We start from the raw sequence: 21,616 nt of genomic DNA, 5'->3' as shown, positions 1-21,616 counted from the left end.
CGGGAAGTGATGTTTCAAGGGATTGGCCGCTCCGGGACCGTCCGCGTAGACACGTGTCCGGTGCTCCCAGCCGAGCGACTAGAGAACACTACGCCCGTCCGGAGCCTGAGGCAACCCGGTGCCGGGCACCGTCCGCGTGCAGAGCGAGCGGCCGGCCTTCACGTACTCGCCGTTCGGGTGGTCGTTGCCGGTGACCCACTGCCGGGCCGTGGCCTCGTCGCGGCCACCGGCCCGGTGGCGCTCGACCAGGCGCTCCTCGCGGAGGCTGTCGTCGGCGTCGACGTACCAGAGCTCGCGCATGAGTCGGCGGGCGTCCGGCCAGGGGTGTTCGGCGGCGGCGAGGTAGTTGCCCTCGGTGACGACGAGGCGGGCCTGCGGCGGCACGACATGGCGGGCGGCGACGGGTTCGTCGAGGCGGCGGTCGAAGTCGGGGACGTAGATGGGCTGGAACCGGTCCGCCGCGACCCGGCGCAGCAGGGCGACGTAGCCGTGCGCGTCGAAGGTGGCCGGCGCGCCCTTGCGGTGGGCCAGGCCGAGCCGGTCCAGCTGGGCGGCGGAGAGGTGGAAGCCGTCGAGCGGGAGGTAGGCGGCGCTCCCGGGTCCCTCCCGGCGCTCGACCTCGGCGACCAGGTACCGGGCCAGGGTGGACTTGCCGGCGCCGGGCGGGCCGGCAAGTCCGAGGATGGCGCGGGCATTGCTGCCCGGCCCCCGGAGGAGGCCGAGCGCGAGGGTGATGAGGGTGTCCTCGTTCATGGCCGCACCCTACTGATCCCGGCGCGGCCGGCCTCAGCGGGCGGCGAGTGCGGGCGTCTCCAGGGTGAGGGTCCCGGCGTCGGCGTCGAGCAGGGCGGGCAGGCCCAGCGGGACGGTGAGGGTGGAGGGGCAGTGGCCGAAGCCCAGCTCCCACAGGACGGGGACGCCGAGCGGCCCGAGCCGGTCGAGCATGAGCTCCCGGACCCGCTCGGGGCGGCCGCAGCCCTCCCAGGAGCCGAGGGCGATCCCCGCGACCCCCTCGAAGGCGCCGGAGCGCAGCAGTTGGGTGAAGAGGCGGTCGAGCTGGTACGGATGCTCGTTGACGTCCTCCAGGATCAGGATGCTGTCGGCGTAGGACGGCCGGCCCGCGGGCGTGCCGCGCTCGGCGGTGAGGACGTGTACGCAGCCCCCGGCGGTGATGCCGCGGGCCCGGCCGGGGACGAGGGCCGAGGCGGTGGCCGAGGTGAGGACCGTCGTGGCCGAGGGGTCGAAGAGGGTGCGCCGCAGGTGCTCGGCCGTCGGTCCGTCGGAGATGAAGGAGGCGCCGGAGCTCATCGGCCCGTACAGCGTGACCACGCCGAGGCGCTGGGCGAAGGCCTCGTGCAGGGAGGAGACGTCGCTGAAGCCGACCAGCACCTTGGGCGAGGCGGCGCGCATCGCGTCCCAGTCGAGCAGGTCGACCATGCGGTGGACGCCGTAGCCGCCGCGGGCGCAGATGACGGCGTCGACGGTGGGGTCGAGCCAGGCGGACTGGAGGTCCGCCGCCCGGTCCGCGTCGGTGCCGGCCAGGTGGCCGAGGGTGGGGTGGGTGTCGAGGACGTGCGGGGCGACCGTGACCCGCAGCCCCCAGGAGCGCAGGATCGCGCACCCGGCGGTGAGCCGCTCGGGGTCGATCGGGCTGCTGGGGGCGACCACGACGACGTGGTCCCCCGGACGGAGCTGCGGCGGGCGGGTCAGCCCGCGGCCGGGCGTGGTCGGGTACTGGTCCATGGCCGGGATCCTTCCAGGGGTGCGGGTGGCGCTGTGGGGAGGGGTGACGCGTGCTCAGACCGGCCGGAGCCGCCCGGAGGTGGTATGCCCCGTTCGGTTCAGACCGATCCCATCACCGCCCTGACCTCGGCGAGGGTGGCGTCGGCGACGGCGTTGGCCCGTTCGGCACCGTCCCGCAGGACCTGTCGGACGTATCCGCGGTCGGCGGCGAGTTCCTCGCGGCGGGCGCGCATCGGGCCGAAGCGTTCGTTGACGGCCTCGGTCACCGTGCGCTTCAGCGCGGCGGCGCCGCCGTCACCGATCTCCTCGGCGACCAGTTCCGGTGCGCGGTCCTGGCAGAGCGCCGCGAGCAGGACCAGGCTGGAGACCTCGGGCCGGGCGGCCGGGTCATAGGTGATCCGGCGGTCGGTGTCGGTCCTGGCGCCGCGGATCAGCCGGGCGGTGGCGTCGGCGGTGGCGGAGAGCGCGACGGCGTTGCCGCGGCTCTTGCTCATCTTTGCGCCGTCGGTGCCGAGCAGCATGGGGGCGGCGGACAGCAGGGCGTCCGGACGGGGGAAGACACCGGTGCCGTCCGGGTGCGGGTAGCGCTCGTTGAAGCGGCGGGCGACGGTGCGGGCCACTTCGAGGTGGGGCAACTGGTCCTGGCCGACCGGGACGACGTTCGCCTTGCAGAAGAGGATGTCAGCGGCCTGGTGGACGGGGTAGGTGAACATCAGCCCGTTCACCACGGACTGGCCGGAGTGGGCGATCTCGTCCTTGACGGTGGGGTTGCGGCCCAGTTCCGCCACGCTGACCAGGCTGAGGAAGGGGAGCAGGAGCTGGTTGAGGGCGGGCACGGCGCTGTGGGCGAAGATCGTGGCGCGGTCCGGGTCGAGCCCGGCGGCCAGGTAGTCGAGGACGAGGTTCTCGGTGTGCTCGGCGAGGCGGTCGGCGACGTCCCGGTCGGTGATGACCTGGTAGTCGGCGACCACGACGAACATCTCGGTGCCGAGGCGCTGGAGGCGGACCCGGTTCTGCAGGGTGCCGAAGTAGTGGCCGAGGTGGAGCGGGCCGGTGGGGCGGTCGCCTGTCAGGACACGGTGGGCGCCAGGGTCCCGGCGGATCAGCTCGTCCAGATCGGCGCCGGGCCGGTCGGCGCCGGGCCGGTCGACGGTCGGATGGTCGACGGCGGGATGGGTGGAGGTGGTGGCGGGGACGGTGGTGGTCATCGGATCTCTCCTCGGAACGGCGGTGGTGGTGGCCGTCCGGGGTTCCGGGCCCGTCCCGTCGGAGAACGCGACAGGGCCGTCCATCCGGACGGCCCTGGTCAGGCGTGGCTGGTGGCCGTCCTAGGACGGCCACCAGTCGAGACCTGCGAAGCGCTTCATGCGTTCGAGGATAGCGTCAGTCCTCCACGACCAGCGCGGGCGTTCCCGCGTGCAGGGTCTCGCCGCGGAAGAACTCGGGCCGGAACGCGGCGTAGCAGGTCATCAGCACCGCCCCGAGCAGCAGGATGCCGACGCCGATGACGAACACCGAGCCGATGCCGAGGACGGCGCCGCTGCCGTACGCCGGGTCCCAGGCGTCGGTGAGGGTCTGCAGGAAGACGCCCGCGAGCAGCACCCCGCCGAGCAGGGGTGCGAGGCCGCGCAGCACGAGGTTCCGCGGGCTGGTCCGCAGCGAGGCGCGGAAGTGCCAGACGCAGGCGAAGGCGGTCAGGGCGTAGTAGAAGCAGATCATCAGCCCGAGCGCCAGGATGGTGTCCTGGACGACGTTCTCGCTGATCAGGCTCATTCCGACGTAGAACGCCGCGGTGGCGGCGCCGGCGGCGACCGTCGCGTAGCCGGGGGTGCGGAAGCGCGGGTGCACGGTGCCGAAGCGCGGCGGCACCGCCCGGTAGGAGCTCATCGCGAGCAGGGTGCGGGCCACCGGGATGAAGGTGGTCTGCAGGCTGGCGGCGGCGCTGGCGACGACGGCCAGGAAGAGCAGGATGCTCCACGGCGAGCCGAGCACCGGCCGGGCCAGCGCGGAGAAGACGTTGTCGGCGGTATCCGGGTTGCCGAGGCCGGTACCGGTGGCGCCGACGCCGGCGAACATCTGGGCGGCGATCGCGACCAGCAGGTACGAGCCCACCAGGGTGACCATGGAGATCATCGCGGCCCGGCCCGGGGTCTTGGCGCTGCCGAGGGTCTCCTCGTTCATGGTGAGGCAGGTGTCCCAGCCCCAGTACATGAAGATCGAGAGTGACAGCCCGGCGGTGAACGCGCTGAACGAGCTCACCTGGAGCGGGTCGAGCCAGGAGGCGGAGAAGCCGATCGAGTGCGGCAGGTCGCCGGCGGCGGCCTTGCCGATGGCGATGACCGAGAAGAGCACCAGGACGGCCAGCTGGAGGCCGACCAGGCTGTACTGGAACCACTTGGTGGCCGTCATCCCCCGGTAGCTCATCGCGGTGGCGGCGGCGATCAGCACGACCACGGTGAGCAGGTGAACGGCCTTGTTGTCGTTCAGTTCGGCGATCCCGCCGCTGCCGGTCATCTCACCGAGCATCAGGTAGAGGAAGTCGGTCGCCACCCCGGCCAGGTTGGAGAGCACGATGATGGTCGCGACCGTCAGGCCCCAGCCCGCCATCCAGCCGACCCGGGGGCCGAAGGCCCGGACCGTCCAGCTGAAGGACGTTCCGCAGTCCGGGAAGTCCTTGTTCAGCTCCTTGTAGGCGAACGCGACGAGCAGCATCGGCAGGAAGCCGGCCAGGAACACCGCGGGCATCTGCACGCCGACGGCCGTGACCGTCGGGCCCAGCGTCGCGGTCAGGCAGTAGACCGGGGCGACCGTGGAGAGGCCCAGGACCACGCTGCTCAACAGGCCTACCGAGTTCCCCCGTAGGCCCTTGTCCCCCGCTGCCCCCGCCGCCCCCCGGTCGGGGACTCCACCACTGGCGCCACTGTCCGGGGCGCCCTGCGGAGCGGCGGGCGCCGTTGCCCGTCCGCTGCTTCCGTGCTCTGAGAGCTGCTGATCAAACACCTGCGCACCCTAGGTGGAGGCGTCGAAGGTTGTGTAGGCCAACCCTTGGTGATCTGAGCCACTCGCTTCGATTCATTCGTCCCAAATGCAGACGGAGCGGTGGATTCATGGCAGTTGGACTCATGTACCTTGGTTTCCAAGGACTGAGGGGGATTTGATTTATCCCTTGTGTCATGGGTTGAGACGTTTTCTCCCCGCATCCCGAACCCTCGATCGATCCGGTCCCGAACCGTCGGATAGGTTTGCCTCACCTAACATCGATCGATCGAGAAGGAGCGTCGCGTGGCCCCCCACCCCGCCGACCGGACCCTCGTCAGCCGCCCCCCGTCCCGCCGGCGGTTCCTCGCCGCCGGGCTCACCGGTGGTGCCGTCCTCGGCCTCGGCGGGCTGCTCACCGCCTGTGGCAGCTCCGGCGGAGCCGCGAGCGGGTCGGCGCAGGCCTCGTCCGGCTCCTCGCCGAACCAGAAGTCGGTCAAGCAGGGCGGCGACGACTACGCCGCCGTGATCGAGAAGATGAAGGACTTCGGCACCGACGCCGCCCCCGGCGTCTACCCGCGCACCGTCAAGCACGCCATGGGCGAGACCGTCATCCCGGCCAAGCCGGTCCGGGTCGTGGTGCTGGACACCGGCGAGCTCGACAACGTCGTCGCCCTGGGCATCCAGCCGGTCGGCGTCGTCTACACCGACGGTTCCAAGAGCATGCCGGCCTACCTCAAGGACGCGGTCGGCAGCCCGGCCGCCGTCGGCACCATCAACAGCCTCAACCTGGAGGCTATCGCCGCGCTCAAGCCCGACCTGATCCTCGGCAGCCAGCTGCGCGCGCAGGACCAGTACGCGCAGCTTTCCAAGATCGCGCCGACCGTCTTCTCGCTGCGCCCGGGCTACCCCTGGAAGCAGAACTTCAAGCTCAACGCCGCGCCGTTCGGCCTGGAGGCGCAGGCCCAGGCCCAGCTCGACGCGTACCAGGCCGCGGCCACCGCGATCGGCGCCGGGCTGGGCGACAAGCGGCCCACCATCACGCCGCTGCGCTTCATGCCCGGCAAGACCCGGCTCTACGCGGAGCTCTCCTTCATCGGCACCATCCTCACCGACGTGCCGCTGCCGCAGCCCAAGATCGAGCAGGTCAAGGAACTCGCGGTCGAGATCAGCCCCGAGCAGATCGACAAGGCCGACGCCGACTGGATCTTCTACGGCGTGTACGGCAGCCCCAGCTCCACCAACCAGGACGCGGTACTCGGCGGCGCGCTCTGGAAGACCCTCGCGGCGACCAAGTCCGGCCAGGCGCGGCCGGTTTCGGACGAGACCTGGTTCCTCGGGCTCGGCGTCCTGGCGGCCAATGCCGTGCTGGCCGACCTCAAGGGGTTCGTCGCACCGGGCACCTGAGCCCGGGCCGCACGGCGGGCGGCACAGCGGGAGGGGAGCTGACCAGGGCGGTGTCCTCGCACACACCCGCCGGTAAGGCGCTTGGAGCTGGTCCCGGGGTGCGGGAGGATCATCGGGACCGTACCCCGAAGGGCACCTGCCGATGACCACGCTCCATCAGAACGCCGCCGACCTGCCCCCGTCCGGCCCACCCACCGCCGGCGCGTCCTCCGTCGGCGCGCTCGCGGTCGGCGTACCTGGGGGCGGTGCGTCCGACGGAATCGTGTCCTGCGCGTCCCACGGGTCCCACCCTGCGCCTGCCACCAAGGACATACCGGGAACCGGGGCGAGCACCGCAGCCGTGGACTCGCGCTGCACGATGGCGGCCCCGGCCGGCGACCACGGTACCGGCGGGGCCTCCTCCGACGGGTCCGTGCCGCGGCCCCGGGGCGGTGGGACCGACGGGGAGGACGTCCGGGACTCCGGCACCGGCGCTGCTGAAGGCCCTGGTGAAGGCGCCGGTAGACGCGGTGTCGGCGGCGATGGCCCGGGTGGCGCCGAGCGTGCCGTCGACGCGAACGGACAGGCGGCCGCCCGGCTTCGTGCGGGGCTGGCCGACCGGCTGCGCACCGCCCACGGCCAGGGCCGCTCGCTCGCCGAGCTGGCCGCCGCCTGTCGTCGGCCGGTCGCCGAGGTCCGCGCGCTGCTCGCCGAAGCCCTCGGAGGCACCGAAGCGGGAACGACGGACGAGCCCCGGACCGCGTCCACCACCGGCCCGGAGGCGTTCGTACGGCTCCGGGCGCCGGAGCCGACGGAGGAACGCAGCGTCCCCGTGCTCCGGGCCGCTCAGGCGGAGCTGCGGACCGTCCTGTCCAAGCGGCCCTCCCCCTCCCGGCGGCTACGCCGGATGCACCCGGAGGCCCCCGGACCGGACCGGCCGCTGGAGGCTTCCGGCGCCGGGGCCGCCGCTCCTGCGCTCCTCCTGCCGCCGACGACCCCCGACCCGCTCGCCGGGGCGGCGGGGCCGGTGGCCGGCGCCGGTGAGGAGGCGGACGGTAACGACGGGAACGCCACCGGCGGGGGCGCTCCCGGCGGGAGCGCCGAGACGCCGCTGGGCATCCTGATCGGCGGCACCCCCCAACTCCCCGAGGCCGTCGGCCGCCCCGAAGAACGGCGGCCGGTCCGGGTGGCGGCCGAGCCCGTGCGCATCGGCCGCGGCACCAGTCTGGTGATCCTGCCGGGCTGGCGACCCGCCATCGCCGTCTCGGTGTCGACCGACCAACTGCTGTCCGCCACCGGCCTCGCCCTCGACCAGCTGGCTTCCGCGCAGCTCTCGGTGCTGATCAACCCCGGCGCGCTGCACGACCGGGAGCTCGACCTGCACGGCTGGCAGGTCGGTCCCGCCGGGCGGGCGGGCCGACCCGGCGGGCAGCGCCAGCCCTCGTAGCTGCGGGGGACGGGCCGTCGGGAGCCGCCGGGCCGGCCACCAGGGGCGCCGCCTCGTCCACGACGCCGAGGCGTCGGGCGCGTCAGACCCTCGGCGCGTTCGGGACGTAGCCGAACTCGACGGGCACCGGCTCGCGGCGGTCGGCCAGCCAGCCCTCCCGGACCTCGGCCAGCAGCTCCGCGAGCCGAGGGGGCCAGACCGCGTCGGCGTCTTCGTCGATGAGGTCGTCGGCCGTCCACCAGCGCCAGTCGAGGATCCGGTCGGCGGCGTGCATCGCGCTGAGGTCGCCCACCGGCTCCCGGTGCGGCCCGCTGGTCAGGTAGATGTGCTCGTGCTGGCGGACGGGTATGCCGTGCCAGGTGAAGTCGTGTTCCCAGGTGCAGAGCAACGGACCGGGTTCGAGATCGGTCCAGCCGGTCTCCTCCCAGAGCTCACGACGGGCGCCGGTCCACGGCGTCTCGTCCTTCTCGATGCCGCCGCCGGGCATGGTCCAGTGGACGCCGACCTCGCTGTTGTCCGAGCGGAGGAGGAAGACCGACCCGTTCTCGTCGAGTACCACCGTCCGGGCGGCCTGCCTCGGGGTTCGCTTCGCGCGTTGCCACAGATTTCGCATCGGGTCACCTTCCCAGTTCGGGCCCGATTGCGTCGAACGGATCGCGGGCGGGTCGATGGGCGGGCGGCGTCGAGCGGACTGTGGGCGGTGCGGCGTCGAGCGGACCGTGGGCCGCGGGAACGGCATCGCCCCGGCGGAGAAGGGGTGTTGGCACCGCCGGAAACGGCCGGTGGACGTAGCCTGACGCCCATGCCCGCACCCGCGCTCCTCTTCCCGGCCGACCCGCTCAACCCGCACCGGCCCGATCCGCACTTCGCCTGGGAGGCCCGTGTCCTGCGGGGCCTGGGTGGTGAGCTGTACCTCGTCGACCACGACGCACTGCTCGCGGGGAACGCGGAGGAGGCGGTCCGTCAGGTACCGCGGGACTGCGGCCCGCTCTGGTACCGGGGTTGGATGGTTCCGTCGGCCGACTACGCGGCCTTCGCCCGGGCGCTGGCCGGGCGCGGCGCCCATCTGCTGACCAGCGCGGCCGGGTACGCCTCGGCGCACGAACTGCCCGGCTGGTACAGCGTGTTCGAGGGGGCGACGCCGCCGAGCGTCTGGATTCCGGTGCGGACGGCGGCCCGGCCGGAGCCGGCGGAACTCGCCGCCGCCGTCGAGCGGCTCGGCGGGCGCGGTCCGGCGATCGTCAAGGACTACGTGAAGTCCCGGAAGCACGAGTGGCACGAGGCCTGCTACGTCCCCGACATGGCCGACCTGGCCGCCGTCGGGCGGGTGGTGGCGCGCTTCGTCGAGTTGCAGGGCGAGTACCTCACCGGCGGCGTGGTGCTGCGCCGGTACGAGGAGTTCCGACGGGCCGGGGGCGCCGGGAGCGGGCGGAACGGGAGCGGCGGGAACGAGAGCGGCGGGAACGGGGACGGCGGGAATGGGGACGGACCGGACGAACCGGGGGAAGGCGCGAGCGACGGTGCCTCCGGGGCCCGCCGGGGCGGGGACGAGCGGGCGGTGGAGGCCCGGGTCTGGTGGCTGGACGGCGAACCCGTGCTGGTCGGGCCCCATCCGGACACGCCCGGCCAGTCGGCCGAACCGGACCTCACCGACGTCCGGCCGCTGGTCCGTGCCCTCGGCTGCCGCTTCGTCACCACCGACCTCGCCAGCCGGGCCGACGGCTCCGGCTGGCGGGTGGTGGAGGTGGGTGACGGTCAGGTCAGCGACCTGCCGCGCGGGATCGACGCCTCCGCGCTGCTCACCTCGCTGATCGCGGCCTGACGCCGGTTCGGCGCGAGGGCCGGGCGGCGGACTGCGGGACCGGGAGGCTCAGCGGCCGAGGACCTGGCCCGCCGCCTCGTCGGGCACCGGGTGGTGCTTGTCGGCGATGAACGCCTGCCAGAGCCGCGTGTACACGCCTCCCCGCGCGAGCAGTTCGGTGTGCGTGCCGTCCTCGACCACCCTGCCGTGGTCCAGGACGACGACCCGGTCGGCGCGTTCCGCGGTGGTGAGGCGGTGGGCGATGACCAGCGTGGTGCGGCCGCCGCTGAGCCGGTCCGCCGCGTGGTTGACCGCCGCCTCGGTGGCCAGGTCGAGCGCGGCGGTGGCCTCGTCCAGGAGCAGGATGTCCGGGTCGACCAGTTCGGCCCGGGCCAGCGCGATCAGCTGGCGCTGCCCCGCCGAGAGGTTCCGCCCACGGCCGGTGACCTCGTGGTCGTACCCGTCGGACAGGTGGCGGATCATGTCGTGCGCACCGACCGCCCGGGCCGCCGCCTCCACCTCGGCCGCCGTGGCCGAGGGCCGGCCGTACGCGATCGCCTCGCGCACCGTGCCCGCGAACAGGTAGGCCTCCTGTGGCACGACGCCGAGCCGGTGGCGGTACTGCGCGAGGTCGTACCTGGTCAGGTCGACGCCGTCCACCCGGACGGTGCCGGAGGTCGCGTCGTAGAACCGGGCGACCAGCTTGACCAGGGTCGACTTGCCGGCGCCCGTCTCACCGACCAGCGCCACCGTCTGGCCGGCGGGTATCCGGAGATCCACTCCGGTGAGCACCTCCCGGGCCCCGTCGGCGCCGCCGTTGTAGGCGAAGCCGACGCCCACGAACTCGATCTCGCCGCGCAGCGCCGCCGTCACCGGCACCGGATCGGCGGCCTCGGCGGTGGTGGTCGGGGTCCGCAGCAGCTCACGCGTGCGGCCCAGGCCGACGGCGGCCTGCTGGTAGCCGTCGAACACCTGCGAGAGCTGGTTGACCGGTGCGAAGAAGAGGTCGATGTAGAGCAGGTACGCCACCAGGGCGCCGACCGTCAGCGTCCCGGCGTCGACCCGCGAGGCCCCCACGATCAGTACCAGTGCGGCGGCGACGCTGGAGAGGAACTGCACGAACGGGAAGTACAGCGAGATGTAGAGCTGCGCCCGCACCCGGGCCTCGCGGTAGGCCATCCCCCGGGCGACGAAGCGGTCGGTGTTGGCGTCCAGCCGACGGAAGGCCTGGACGATCCGCATGCCCGCGACGTTCTCCTGGAGGTCGGCGTTGACCGTGCTGATCAGGTCGCGGGAGATCTCGTACTGCGTCTTGGACTTCTTGCGGAACACCAGCGTCGCCACCACCAGCAGCGGCAGCACGGCGAAGACCACCAGGGCCAGGCCCGCGTCGATGATCAGCAGGGCGGCGAAGATGCCGAGGAAGGTCAGCAGGCTGACCACCGCCGTGACCACCCCGGTCTGCAGGAAGGAGGTCAGCGAGTCCAGGTCGGTGGTCATCCGGGTCATGATCCGGCCGGACAGCTCGCGCTCGTAGTAGTCCAGGCCGAGCCGGTTGAGGTGCGCGAAGATCTTGAGCCGGAGGGTGTAGAGCACCCGCTCGCCGGTGCGGCCGCTGACCCGGCTCTCGGCGCTCTGCACCAGCCAGTCCAACAGCACGATCACCAGCGCCACCAGCGAGGCGGCGGCGACGCCCGACATCAGGCCCTTGCTCACGCCGTCGTCGATGCCGTGCCGGATCAGGATCGGCAGCACCAGCCCGGCGCCCGCGTCCAGGGTGACCAGGAGCAGCGCGAGGGCGAGCGGGCGGCGGAACGGGCGCAGCAGGCGGCGGAGGCTGAAGTCCGGGTCGCCGGCCTCGGCCTCGGCCCGGGCGACCGCCGGGGTGTCGGTGGCCGGCGGGAGGGCGGCGACCTTGTCGAGGAGGGCGGGGTCCGCGGTGCGGGCCGCCTTGGCCAGCGCGGGCGTCGCCAGGGCGGGCGTCGGCGGGGCGACGGCGGGCGGCTGTGCGGGGGCGCCCGTCCGGGGCTCGGACTCGGTCTCGCTGTCGGTCTCGGCGGGTGTCCCGCCGGACCCGGTGGCGGCAGTAGCGGTCGCGGCAGTGACGGCACCGGCACCGGCGGCGGTGACGGCCCCGGTGGCGGTGGCGGTCGGGGGCTTGGTCCGGCCGGCCTCGGGGTCGGAGATCAGGACGCGGTACTGGGGACATCGGGCGTCGAGTTCCTCGTGCGTACCGATGTCCAGCAGGCGGCCGTGGTCCAGGACCGCGATCCGGTCGGCCAGCTGGAGGGTCGACCGGCGGTGCGCGATCAGCAGTGTGGTGCGGCCGGCCATCACCGACCGCAGGGCGTCGTGGATCTCCGCCTCGATCTGCGGGTCGACCGCCGAGGTGGCGTCGTCGAGCAGCAGGATCCGCGGGTCGGTGAGGATCGCCCGGGCCAGGGCTATGCGCTGGCGCTGGCCGCCGGAGAGGGTCAGGCCCTGCTCACCGACCTTGGTCGCGTACCCGTCGGGCAGCTCCCGGACGAACTCGTCCGCCTGCGCGGCCCGGGCGGCCGCCACGACCTGCTCGTCGGTGGCGTCCGGCCGCCCGTACGCGATGTTGGTGCGGACGGTCTCGGAGAACAGGAAGCTCTCCTCGGGAACGATGCCGACGGCCGACCGCACCGAGTCGAGGGTGAGGTCGCGCAGGTCGTGGCCGTAGAGCCGGACCGCGCCGCCCGCCGGGTCGTAGAACCGGGGAACCAGCTGCGCCACCGTCGACTTGCCCGAGCCGGACGCGCCGACCAGGGCCAGCGTCTCGCCGGGGGCGAGCTTCAGGGTGAGCCCGTGCAGGACGGGGGCGGGGTGCTCGGGGTCGTAGCGGAACTCGACCTGGTCGAACTCCAGCGCCACCTCGGCGGTCCGGGGGCCGACGGGCCGCCCGAAGCGGTCGTCGGCGGCGGCCGGCGGCGGTCCGGCGCCGTCGTGGACCGGGTGGAGGCCGTCGGCGCGGGTGAAGTCGAGGGTGACGGCGTCCGGGCGCTCCTGCACCAGCGGCCGCTCGTCGATCAGCTGCAGCACCCGCTCCACACCGGCCCGGGCCTGCTGGCCGACGGTGATGACCATGGTCAGCATCCGGACCGGACCGGTCATCTGCGCGACGTAGGTGGAGAAGGCGACGAAGGTGCCGAGGGTGACCTGGCCCTCGACCGCCAGCCAGCCGCCGAAGGCCAGCACCGCGACCTGGGCGAGCGCCGGGATCGCCTGCATCGCCGGGTTGTAGCGGCTGTTGAGCCGGATCGACCGGAGCCGGGCCGCGAACAGGTTGTGCGAGGCCGCCGCCAGCTTGTCCAGCTCCTGGGACTCCTGGCCGAAGCCCTTGACCACCCGGACGCCGCCGACCGACTCGTCGACCACACCCGCGACGGCGGCCGCCTCCTGCTGGGCCGCCCAGGTGGCGGGGAACAGCCGCTTGCGACTCAGGACCGAGACCCACCACAGCGCCGGGCCCATGACCAGCGCGATCAGGGTGAGCGGCGGCGACAGCCAGAGCATCACGGCCAGCGACATGACGAACATCAGCAGGTAGCCGGTCATCATCGGCAGCATCGAGAGCAGGCCGTTGATCAGCTGGAGGTCGGAGGTGGCCCGGCCGACCACCTGGCCGGTGTCGAGGCGGTCCTGCCGGTGGCCATCGAGCCGGCCGAGCGAACGGAAGAGGTCGCTGCGCAGGTCGTGCTGGACGTCGAGGGCGAGCTGGCCCCCGTAGTAGCGGCGGACCTGGGTGCAGGCGAACACCAGGGCGGCCGCCGCCAGCAGCACCACGGCCCACGGCGCCAGCGAGCGGGTGTGCGCGGTGATGACGTCGTCGATGATCAACTTGGTGACCAGCGGCACCAGCGCCGTGACGGCCATCCCGACGATCGAGGCGCCGAAGGCGAGCAGCACGCTGCGCCGCGAGCGCCAGCAGTAGCCGATCAGCCGGCGCAGCCAGCCCGTGCCGGTCCCGCCGGCGGCCGAACCCTCGCCCGGGCTCCCGCCGCCGTCGGCCGGGGGCCCGGCGCCGTCCGGCCGGGCACCGCCCGCGGCCTGCCCGCCGTGCTTGCCGCCGGGCAGGCCGGTTCCGCCCCGCCGCCCCTTCGTGCCTCGCGGGCCGGTCCGGGTGCCGCTCGGGGAAAGCTCCACCGTAGATCCATGAGTCTCAGGCATATTTAGGGATGCTAACCATTTCGTCCGGTGGCCGCCATGGACTTTCAGGCCAGGGCAGGCCGGGTGAACCGGCCCGGCTGAGGAACCAACAGCCTGCGGCCTGCGGTGATTCCCGGCCGGGGCGCGCGCCTCGGCCGTCACCCTCCAGGGTGAACGAGATCGCGCCGAACGCCCACCGGCCACCGACGCAGCCCGGCGCCGTCCTTTGGGCCTAGGCCGTACGCCCGACCCCGGTCGTCCGGCGGGTGGTCAGCCGGACCCGGCCCGGCCCCGTCGAGCGCTTGCCGTCGACCGCTTGCCGTCGGACCGTTCGGTGCGACGGCGCACGACCGGGCGGTCCTCCCGGCCGCCCCCGGCCGGCCCGGCCGCCCGCACCGCTCGCTTCAGCTGCGCGCGGCCGTGCCGGCGGCTGCCGAGAAGGCGCCGTGCGCCAGGCTGTGCAGCAGGGCGGCCATGCTGTCGCGCTGGAGGGCGACGCGGTCCTCCTGCGCGCCGCGGTCCTCCTGGGCGGGACTCGGGCCGAGGCTGTGCGGAGTCGAGTTGATCAGCCCGAAGACGGCGTGCACCGCGGCCCGCGCCACCGGCTCGGCATCGGGCACGGCCAGCGACGGATGGGCCCGGCGGACCACGTCCACCCACAGTTCGACGTAGCCGCGCTGGAGCCGGCGGACCGTCCGGCGGTCCTCGTCCTTGAGGTTCAGCAGCTCGCGGTCGTGCAGGGTGATCAGGTCGCGGTCGTCCAGCGCGAAGTCGACGTGCCCCCTGATCAGGGCGTCCAGCGCTTCGGCACCGCCGTCGCCGCCACCCGCCCGGCGGCGGCCCTCCTCCAGGAGGCGCTCACTGATGCCGATCAGGAGATCAGCGAGCATCGCGTCCTTGCCGGCGAAGTGCCGGTAGAGCCCCGGCCCGCTGATGCCGACGGCTTTGCCGATCTCGTCGACACCCACGCCCAGGAAGCCCCGGGCGGCGAACAGCCGCGCGGCCTCCCTGCGGATCTGGTCACGGCGTGGGAGCGCGGAGGCGCCTGGGACGTTCGGCATGCTGCCCATCGTAGACAGTCGGGTTATCGCCCGTTAACCTGGGCGGCACGAGTTAACGCTCATTAACGTGGGGGTCGCAGGCACACCCGGGCTCTGCTGCCCACCTGGTGCCGAGAGCAAGGGAGCTCTTGGAATGGTCATCTCCACCGCCGGTGCACCCACCGGCGTTCACGGCGGCGCAGCGGCCGGAACCACGGCGGGCGGCGCGACGAACGGCGCGGCCGCCGGAGCCGTTCCACCGGGCGCCGCCGCGCCCGCCCCCCGGCTCGGCACCGCCGCCGACCCGGGCTCGGAGGCCTACCGGGCCAACACCGAGGCCCATCGTGCGCTGGTCGGCGAGCTGCGCGAGAAGCTCGCCGCGGCCGCACTCGGCGGCGGGGCCAAGGCCCGGGCGCGCCACACCGCCCGCGGCAAACTGCTCCCCCGCGACCGGGTGGACACGCTGCTCGACCCGGCCTCGCCGTTCCTCGAGCTGGCGCCGCTGGCGGCCGACGGGATGTACGACGGAGCCGCTCCGGCGGCCGGCATGATCGCGGGCATCGGCCGGGTCGCCGGGCGCGAGGTGGTCGTCGTCGCCAACGACGCCACCGTCAAGGGCGGCACCTACTACCCGATGACGGTGAAGAAGCACCTGCGCGCCCAGGAGGTCGCGCTGGAGAACCGGCTCCCCTGCGTCTACCTGGTGGACTCCGGCGGCGCCTTCCTGCCGATGCAGGACGAGGTCTTCCCGGACCGCGACCACTTCGGCCGGATCTTCTACAACCAGGCCCGCCTCTCCGCCGCCGGGATCCCGCAGATCGCCGCCGTGCTCGGCTCCTGCACGGCGGGCGGCGCGTACGTGCCGGCGATGAGCGACCAGGCCGTCATCGTCCGCAACCAGGGCACCATCTTCCTCGGCGGACCGCCGCTGGTGAAGGCCGCCACCGGCGAGGTGGTGACCGCCGAGGAGCTCGGCGGCGGCGACCTCCACTCCCGCACCTCCGGCGTGACGGACCACCTGGCCGAGGACGACGCCCACGCCCTCTCCATCGTGCGCACCATCGTCGCCGGGCTGGGCCCGCGCGCGGCCAGGCCGTGGCCGCTGGCCCCGGCCGAGCCGCCCACCGTCGACCCGGCGGGTCTGTACGGAGCCGTCCCGGTCGACCCCCGGACGCCGTACGACGTCCGCGAGGTGATCGCGCGGCTGGTCGACGGCAGCCGGTTCGCCGAGTTCAAGGCCGAGTACGGCGCGACCCTGGTGACGGGGTTCGCCCGGATCCACGGCCACCCCGTCGGCATCGTCGCCAACAACGGTGTGCTCTTCGCGGAGTCCGCCCTCAAGGGTGCCCACTTCATCGAGTTGTGCGACCAGCGGGGCATCCCCCTCCTCTTCCTCCAGAACATCACCGGCTTCATGGTCGGGCGGAAGTACGAGGCGGGCGGAATCGCCAAGCACGGCGCCAAGATGGTGAACGCCGTCGCCTCCACCCGCGTCCCGAAGCTGACGGTGGTGATCGGCGGCTCGTACGGGGCCGGCAACTACTCGATGTGCGGCCGGGCCTACTCGCCCCGCTTCCTGTGGATGTGGCCGGGCGCGAAGATCTCCGTGATGGGCGGCGAGCAGGCCGCCTCGGTGCTGGCCACCGTCCGGCGAGACCAGCTCGAAGCCCACGGCGAGTCCTGGCCCACCGAGGCGGAGGAGGAGTTCAAGCGCCCCGTCCGCGAGCAGTACGACCGCCAGGGGAACGCCTACTACGCCACCGCACGGCTCTGGGACGACGGAGTGATCGACCCGATGGACACCCGCACCGTCCTCGGACTCGCCCTCACCGCCTGCGCCAACGCCCCGCTCCCGCCGCCCGGCCCGTACGGCGTCTTCCGGATGTGACGGCCGCCCGGGCAGGGCCGCGCGTCACCACGGAGCCTCCTCCGGACGAGCGGCCCTCCCGGGCCCGGCACACCCGCCAGACCCGAGCCGCCGGACCGCTCGACCCGCTCGTCGGACCGCTCGTCGGCCCGCTCGTCGGCCCGTTCGTCGGCCCGCGTGCCGCACCGGGCGTGCCGACCGGGCCGGGCCCGGCCCGACGGCGGCCCGCCCGGCCGCGCACGACGCGTCGCTGCTGCTGCCGCCTCCCACCACCTCCTTCGCACGGCTCCCCTCGACCCGGAGGATCGCCTCCCATGTTCGACACAGTTCTGGTCGCCAACCGTGGCGAGATCGCCGTCCGGGTGATCCGCACCCTGCGGCGGCTCGGCGTGCGCTCCGTCGCCGTCTTCAGCGATGCGGACGCCGACGCGCCGCACGTCCGCGAGGCCGATGTCGCGGTACGGCTCGGACCGGCCGACCGCAGTGACAGCTCGGCCACCGAGACGTACCTGCGGACCGACCAGATCCTCGCCGCGGCCCGCCGCACCGGAGCCCAGGCCGTTCACCCCGGCTACGGCTTCCTCGCCGAGAACTCCTCCTTCGCGCGCGCCTGCGCCGACGCGGGCCTGGTCTTCATCGGTCCTCCTCCCGCTGCGGTCGAGCTGATGGGTGACAAGATCAACGCCAAGGAGGCCGTACGGGCCGCCGGCGTACCGGTGGTCCCGGGCAGCGAGGCCACCGCGCCCACCGACGGGGAACTCGTCGCGGCCGCCGACGAGATCGGCTTCCCCGTGCTGCTCAAGCCGTCCGCCGGGGGCGGCGGCAAGGGCATGCGCCTGGTGCGGGACCGGGCCGAGCTGCCGACCGAGATCGCCGCCGCCCGGCGGGTCGCCCGCACCGCCTTCGGCGACGACACCCTGCTGCTGGAGCGGTGGGTCGACCGGCCGCGCCACATCGAGGTCCAGGTGCTCGCCGACGCCCACGGCACCACCGTCCACCTCGGCGAGCGCGAGTGCAGCCTGCAGCGCCGCCACCAGAAGTTGATCGAAGAAGCACCCTCCGTTCTGCTCAATGCCGAGACCCGCGCCGCGATGGGCGCAGCCGCCGTCCGCGCCGCGGAGTCCTGCGGCTACACCGGGGCCGGCACCGTGGAGTTCATCGTCCCCGGCCTCGACCCGGACTCCCCCGTCCCCACCGAGGGGGTACGGGACTTCTTCTTCATGGAGATGAACACCCGCCTCCAGGTCGAACACCCCGTCACCGAACTCGCCGTCGCCGTCGGCGGCACCACCGACGGCTCCGCCGGAACGGGCGGCACCCAGCAGCGACGACTGGACCTGGTCGAGTGGCAGCTGCGGATCGCCTCGGGCGAGCGCCTCACCTTCACCCAGCCGGACATCTCCTTCCTGGGCCACGCCATCGAGGCCCGGATCTGTGCGGAGGACCCGGAGCGGGACTTCCTCCCCACCGGTGGACGCATCCTCGTCCTCGACGAGCCGCAAGGCGAAGGCATCAGGGTGGACTCGGGTGTCGCCCCGGGCACCGAGATCACCAGCTCCTACGACCCCATGCTCGCCAAGGTCATCGCGTACGGGCCCGACCGCCCGACCGCGCTTCGCCGGCTCCGCGCCGCGCTGGCCGACACCCGGATCCTGGGCGTGACCACCAACACGGGCTTCCTGCGGCGACTGCTCGCCCACCCCGATGTCGTCGCCGGCCGCCTCGACACCGGGCTGGTGGAGCAGACGGCGCAGCAGCAGCCCGCACTGCTCGCCTCGCCCTACGCTCCTGCCAACGCGGCCTCCACCGCTCCGACCGCCGACACCGGCACCGCCGACGCAGACCCCGGCCACTCCGACGAAGCCGCCGGGGGCACCGACCCCCGGCCCACCGAGGCTCCGACGCCCGCCCACCTCCTCTACTACGCGGCCGCGCTCGCGCGGCACCTGAGCCTCACTCCCACCGCCGACGGCGACGGCTGGACCGACCCCTTCTCCCTTCCCTCCGGCTGGCGCATCGGCGGCCAAGCGGCCTGGACCACCCATCGACTCCGTACCCCCGGCCAGGACCCGGTGTCGGTGCGCATCCGTGCGATCACTGTCGGCAACGTAGCCGAGGCCACTGACATTCCCCCCGGCGTCACCCGGGAGGTGGACATCCGGCTCGGCCCCGGACCGGTCCACCGGGCCCGGGCCGTCCGGTCGGGCGACCGGCTGCACCTCACCGCCGACGGGCTCCAGACGACGTTCGCCCTGGCCGCCGACGGCGCCCCGGGCACGGCCACCGGCCCGGTGACCTGGCTCGGGATCGACGGCGACGCCTGGCCGGTGCACGGCTACGACCCGGTCGGCGAGAGCACCACCGCCGGCGCGGCCCACCACGGCGCCCTCACCGCCCCGATGCCCGGCACGGTCACCGTCGTGAAGACCACGGCCGGCGAGCTGGTCCGCAAGGGCCAACCGCTGCTCGTCCTGGAGGCCATGAAGATGGAACACGTGATCGCCGCCCCGCACGACGGCACCGTGAGCGAGCTGCGGGCCACCGCGGGAGCCACGGTGGCGATGGAGGAGCTGCTGGTCGTGGTCACCCCGGCCGAGGACGGACCGGGCGGGGAGGAACCGGGGAAGGGCGGACCGGCCTCCGCCGGATCGCCCGCGGACGGCCCGGCGCTCGGTGCGGTCGCCGCCGAGGTGCGGTCATGACCGCCGCCGCGCCCGAGCCCGACGCGCTCGACCTGGGCCTGCCCGCCGAGGTCCGCGACGCGGGCCTGCCCGAGGAGGTCCGGATCCACGAGGTCGGGCCGCGCGACGGCCTGCAGAACGAGAGCGCCCTCGTCCCCGTGGAGGTCAAGGCCGAGTTCATCGCCCGGCTCGCCGGCGCGGGCCTGCGCACGGTGGAGGCCACCAGCTTCGTCCACCCGAAGTGGGTGCCCCAGCTCGCCGACGCCGAGGAACTGGCACCCCGGCTGGCCGGGTTGCCCGCCCGCCACCCCGGGCTGCGACTGCCGGTCCTGGTGCCCAACGAGCGCGGGCTGGACCGCGCGCTCGCCCACCACGCCACCGACATCGCGGTGTTCGCCAGCGCCACCGAGACCTTCGCCCGCCGCAACCTCAACCGCTCGGCGGACGAGGCGATGGCGATGTTCCGCCCGGTGGTGGAACGCGCCACCGGCGCCGGCGTCCGCGTGCGCGGCTACCTCTCGATGTGCTTCGGCGACCCGTGGGAGGGCCCGGTCCCGGCCGAGCAGGTGATCCGCTTCGGCGTGCGGCTGCTGGAGATGGGCTGCACCGAACTGAGCCTCGGCGACACCATCGGCGTCGCCACCCCGGGCCAGGTCACCGCGCTGCTGGACGGCTTCGGCCGGGCCGGAGTCCCGGTCGACAGGCTCGCGGTGCACTTCCACGACACCTACGGCCAGGCGCTCAGCAACACCCTGGCCGCCCTGCGCGGTGGCGTGACCACGGTCGACGCCTCGGCCGGCGGCCTGGGCGGCTGCCCGTACGCCAAGAGCGCCACCGGCAACCTGGCCACCGAGGACCTGGTCTGGATGCTGCACGGCCTCGGCATCCGGACCGGCGTCGACCTCCGCGCCCTCGTCTCCACCAGTGGCTGGATGGCGCGGCGACTCGGCCGGCCGAGCCCGTCGCGCACCGTCCAGGCGCTGCTCGGCGACGGCCGGGACTGACCGCCCCGCACGCTTCGAGACCCCGCGAGGACCCGCGTCGGCCGCGACCCGGTCCGGCCGGGTCTCTCCGTACCACCCGACCCGCTCGACAGCCCGCATGTCCGTCACATCATCGGACCGACATGCGGTCACCCCGATCACGCCCGCGGCCACCCCGGCCGGGCCTCAGGAGGATCACCATGCTCGATCACCGGCTGAACAGCGAGTACGAGGAGCTGCGGCGCACCGTCGCCGAGTTCGCCCAGGACGTGGTCGCGCCGAAGATCGGCGAGTTCTACGAGCAGGGCGAGTTCCCCTACGAGATCGTCCGTGAGATGGGGCGGATGGGCCTCTTCGGCCTGCCGTTCTCCGAGGAGTACGGGGGCATGGGCGGCGACTACTTCGCGCTCTGCCTGGTCCTGGAGGAGCTCGCCCGGGTCGACTCCTCGGTGGCGATCACCCTGGAGGCCGCGGTCTCGCTCGGCGCGATGCCGATCTACCGCTTCGGGACGGAGGAGCAGAAGCGCGAGTGGCTGCCGCGGCTGACCTCCGGCGAGCTGCTCGGGGCGTTCGGCCTGACCGAGCCCGAGGGCGGCTCCGATGCCGGCGCGACCCGCACCACGGCGCGCTACGACGAGGCCACCGACGAGTGGGTCATCAACGGCACCAAGTGCTTCATCACCAACTCCGGTACCGAGATCACCGGCCTGGTCACCGTCACCGCGCTCACCGAACCGATCGCTCGTTCGAGTGAAGAGGGCGAATTCCCCTCGCCACGGCGGGAAATCTCTTCCATCATCGTGCCCACCGGAACCCCGGGGTTCCAGGTGTCCAAGAAGTACTCGAAGGTCGGGTGGAACGCATCCGACACCCGCGAATTGTCCTTTACCGACTGCCGCGTTCCCGCGGCCAACCTGCTGGGCGAGCGCGGCCGCGGCTACGCCCAGTTCCTGCGGATCCTCGACGAGGGCCGCATCGCGATCGCAGCCCTGGCCACCGGCCTGGCCCAGGGGTGCGTCGACCAGTCAGTCCTCTACGCCGGCCAGCGCCGGGCCTTCGGCCGTCCTATCGGCGCCAACCAGGCCATCCAGTTCAAGCTCGCCGACATGGAGATGCGCGCCCACACCTCCCGCCTGGCCTGGCGGGACGCCGCATCCCGGCTGCTGCACGGAGAACCGTTCAAGAAGGAGGCCGCGATCGCCAAGCTGTACTCGTCCGAGGCCGCCGTCGACAACGCCCGTGAGGCGACCCAGATCCACGGCGGGTACGGCTTCATGAACGAATTCCCGGTCGCGCGCTTCTGGCGTGACTCCAAGATCCTGGAGATCGGGGAGGGCACTTCGGAGGTGCAGCGCATGCTCATCGCCCGTGAGCTCGGCGTCACCTCCTGAGGCACCCGCACCAGCTCCGGGGCGCCGCCGGCGCCCTCGGCTCCCCGTCTCTCGGCCTGCCGGTGCACCGGCAGGCCGAGAGACGCCCCCCAGAGACCCGAGATTCATGAGTGTCAGCGCGGCCCCCCGCC

At 73.5% G+C, this 21,616-nt stretch carries 14 protein-coding genes; 7 read left to right on the top strand and 7 right to left on the bottom strand.

What is annotated here, in order from left to right; all coding sequences use genetic code 11:
• Positions 1-78: 78 nt before the first annotated feature.
• The 4 genes from ABZ495_RS34950 to ABZ495_RS34935 all read right to left on the bottom strand — a co-directional run bounded on the left by ABZ495_RS34950 (position 79) and on the right by ABZ495_RS34935 (position 4,584).
• Positions 79-753, bottom strand: a complete 675-nt coding sequence (locus ABZ495_RS34950) for a nucleoside/nucleotide kinase family protein (protein ID WP_359839929.1) — start codon at positions 751-753, stop codon at positions 79-81.
• Positions 754-786: 33 nt separating this feature from the next.
• Positions 787-1,743 carry an LD-carboxypeptidase gene (locus ABZ495_RS34945; protein WP_359839927.1) on the bottom strand — a complete coding sequence of 319 codons (957 nt, stop codon included), beginning with the start codon at positions 1,741-1,743 and terminating at the stop codon, positions 787-789.
• Between the two features lie 98 nt (positions 1,744-1,841).
• Positions 1,842-2,951: a tryptophan--tRNA ligase gene (trpS, locus tag ABZ495_RS34940; protein ID WP_359839925.1), complete on the bottom strand. Its 1,110-nt coding sequence runs from the start codon at positions 2,949-2,951 to the stop codon at positions 1,842-1,844.
• A 175-nt stretch (positions 2,952-3,126) separates the two neighbouring features.
• Entirely contained in the window at positions 3,127-4,584 is a 1,458-nt protein-coding gene (locus ABZ495_RS34935; RefSeq protein WP_359839933.1) for an APC family permease, read from the bottom strand.
• Positions 4,585-5,025: 441 nt separating this feature from the next.
• On the opposite strand from ABZ495_RS34935, the gene ABZ495_RS34930 reads away from it, so the two are divergent.
• Together ABZ495_RS34930 and ABZ495_RS34925 are read left to right on the top strand one after the other, a co-directional pair.
• Entirely contained in the window at positions 5,026-6,126 is a 1,101-nt protein-coding gene (locus ABZ495_RS34930) for an iron-siderophore ABC transporter substrate-binding protein (protein WP_359805065.1), read from the top strand.
• A gap of 340 nt (positions 6,127-6,466) precedes the next feature.
• Complete coding sequence (locus ABZ495_RS34925) at positions 6,467-7,552, top strand: hypothetical protein (RefSeq protein ID WP_359839923.1); 1,086 nt, start codon at positions 6,467-6,469, stop codon at positions 7,550-7,552.
• 82 nt (positions 7,553-7,634) lie between these two features.
• On the opposite strand, the gene ABZ495_RS34920 is transcribed toward ABZ495_RS34925, so the two are convergent.
• Positions 7,635-8,165 (bottom strand): NUDIX domain-containing protein, encoded by a 531-nt coding sequence (locus ABZ495_RS34920; protein ID WP_359839922.1) that lies wholly within the window; start codon positions 8,163-8,165, stop codon positions 7,635-7,637.
• 189 nt (positions 8,166-8,354) lie between these two features.
• On the opposite strand from ABZ495_RS34920, the gene ABZ495_RS34915 reads away from it, so the two are divergent.
• Positions 8,355-9,374 (top strand): ATP-grasp domain-containing protein, encoded by a 1,020-nt coding sequence (locus ABZ495_RS34915; RefSeq protein ID WP_359839920.1) that lies wholly within the window; start codon positions 8,355-8,357, stop codon positions 9,372-9,374.
• A gap of 48 nt (positions 9,375-9,422) precedes the next feature.
• Here ABZ495_RS34915 and ABZ495_RS34910 read toward each other — a convergent pair whose 3' ends face one another.
• Positions 9,423-13,325, bottom strand: coding sequence for an ABC transporter ATP-binding protein (locus ABZ495_RS34910; RefSeq protein ID WP_359839931.1), 3,903 nt, complete (start codon positions 13,323-13,325; stop codon positions 9,423-9,425).
• 602 nt (positions 13,326-13,927) lie between these two features.
• Positions 13,928-14,584, bottom strand: coding sequence for a TetR/AcrR family transcriptional regulator (locus ABZ495_RS34905; protein ID WP_352294963.1), 657 nt, complete (start codon positions 14,582-14,584; stop codon positions 13,928-13,930).
• 133 nt (positions 14,585-14,717) lie between these two features.
• Between ABZ495_RS34905 and ABZ495_RS34900 the strand changes: the two genes are divergently transcribed.
• From ABZ495_RS34900 to ABZ495_RS34885, 4 genes are all read left to right on the top strand, one after another.
• The gene (locus ABZ495_RS34900; RefSeq protein ID WP_359839918.1) at positions 14,718-16,451 is read left to right on the top strand and encodes a carboxyl transferase domain-containing protein; all 1,734 of its coding nucleotides are present in this window, start codon (positions 14,718-14,720) and stop codon (positions 16,449-16,451) included.
• 293 nt (positions 16,452-16,744) lie between these two features.
• Positions 16,745-19,132 (top strand): biotin carboxylase N-terminal domain-containing protein, encoded by a 2,388-nt coding sequence (locus ABZ495_RS34895; protein WP_359839916.1) that lies wholly within the window; start codon positions 16,745-16,747, stop codon positions 19,130-19,132.
• Positions 19,129-20,115, top strand: a complete 987-nt coding sequence (locus ABZ495_RS34890; protein ID WP_359805051.1) for a hydroxymethylglutaryl-CoA lyase — start codon at positions 19,129-19,131, stop codon at positions 20,113-20,115. Before ABZ495_RS34895 ends, ABZ495_RS34890 begins: the two co-directional genes overlap by 4 nt.
• Before the next feature lie 179 nt (positions 20,116-20,294).
• Positions 20,295-21,485, top strand: a complete 1,191-nt coding sequence (locus ABZ495_RS34885; protein ID WP_329487752.1) for an acyl-CoA dehydrogenase family protein — start codon at positions 20,295-20,297, stop codon at positions 21,483-21,485.
• The last annotated feature ends 131 nt before the right edge of the window (positions 21,486-21,616 follow it).

It is taken from the genome of Kitasatospora sp. NPDC005748, from assembly GCF_040630735.1.
In the GTDB taxonomy this organism is placed as follows: domain Bacteria; phylum Actinomycetota; class Actinomycetes; order Streptomycetales; family Streptomycetaceae; genus Kitasatospora.
Note: the sequence above shows the minus strand (reverse complement) of the source record. Positions and strands in the feature narration are given on the sequence as shown.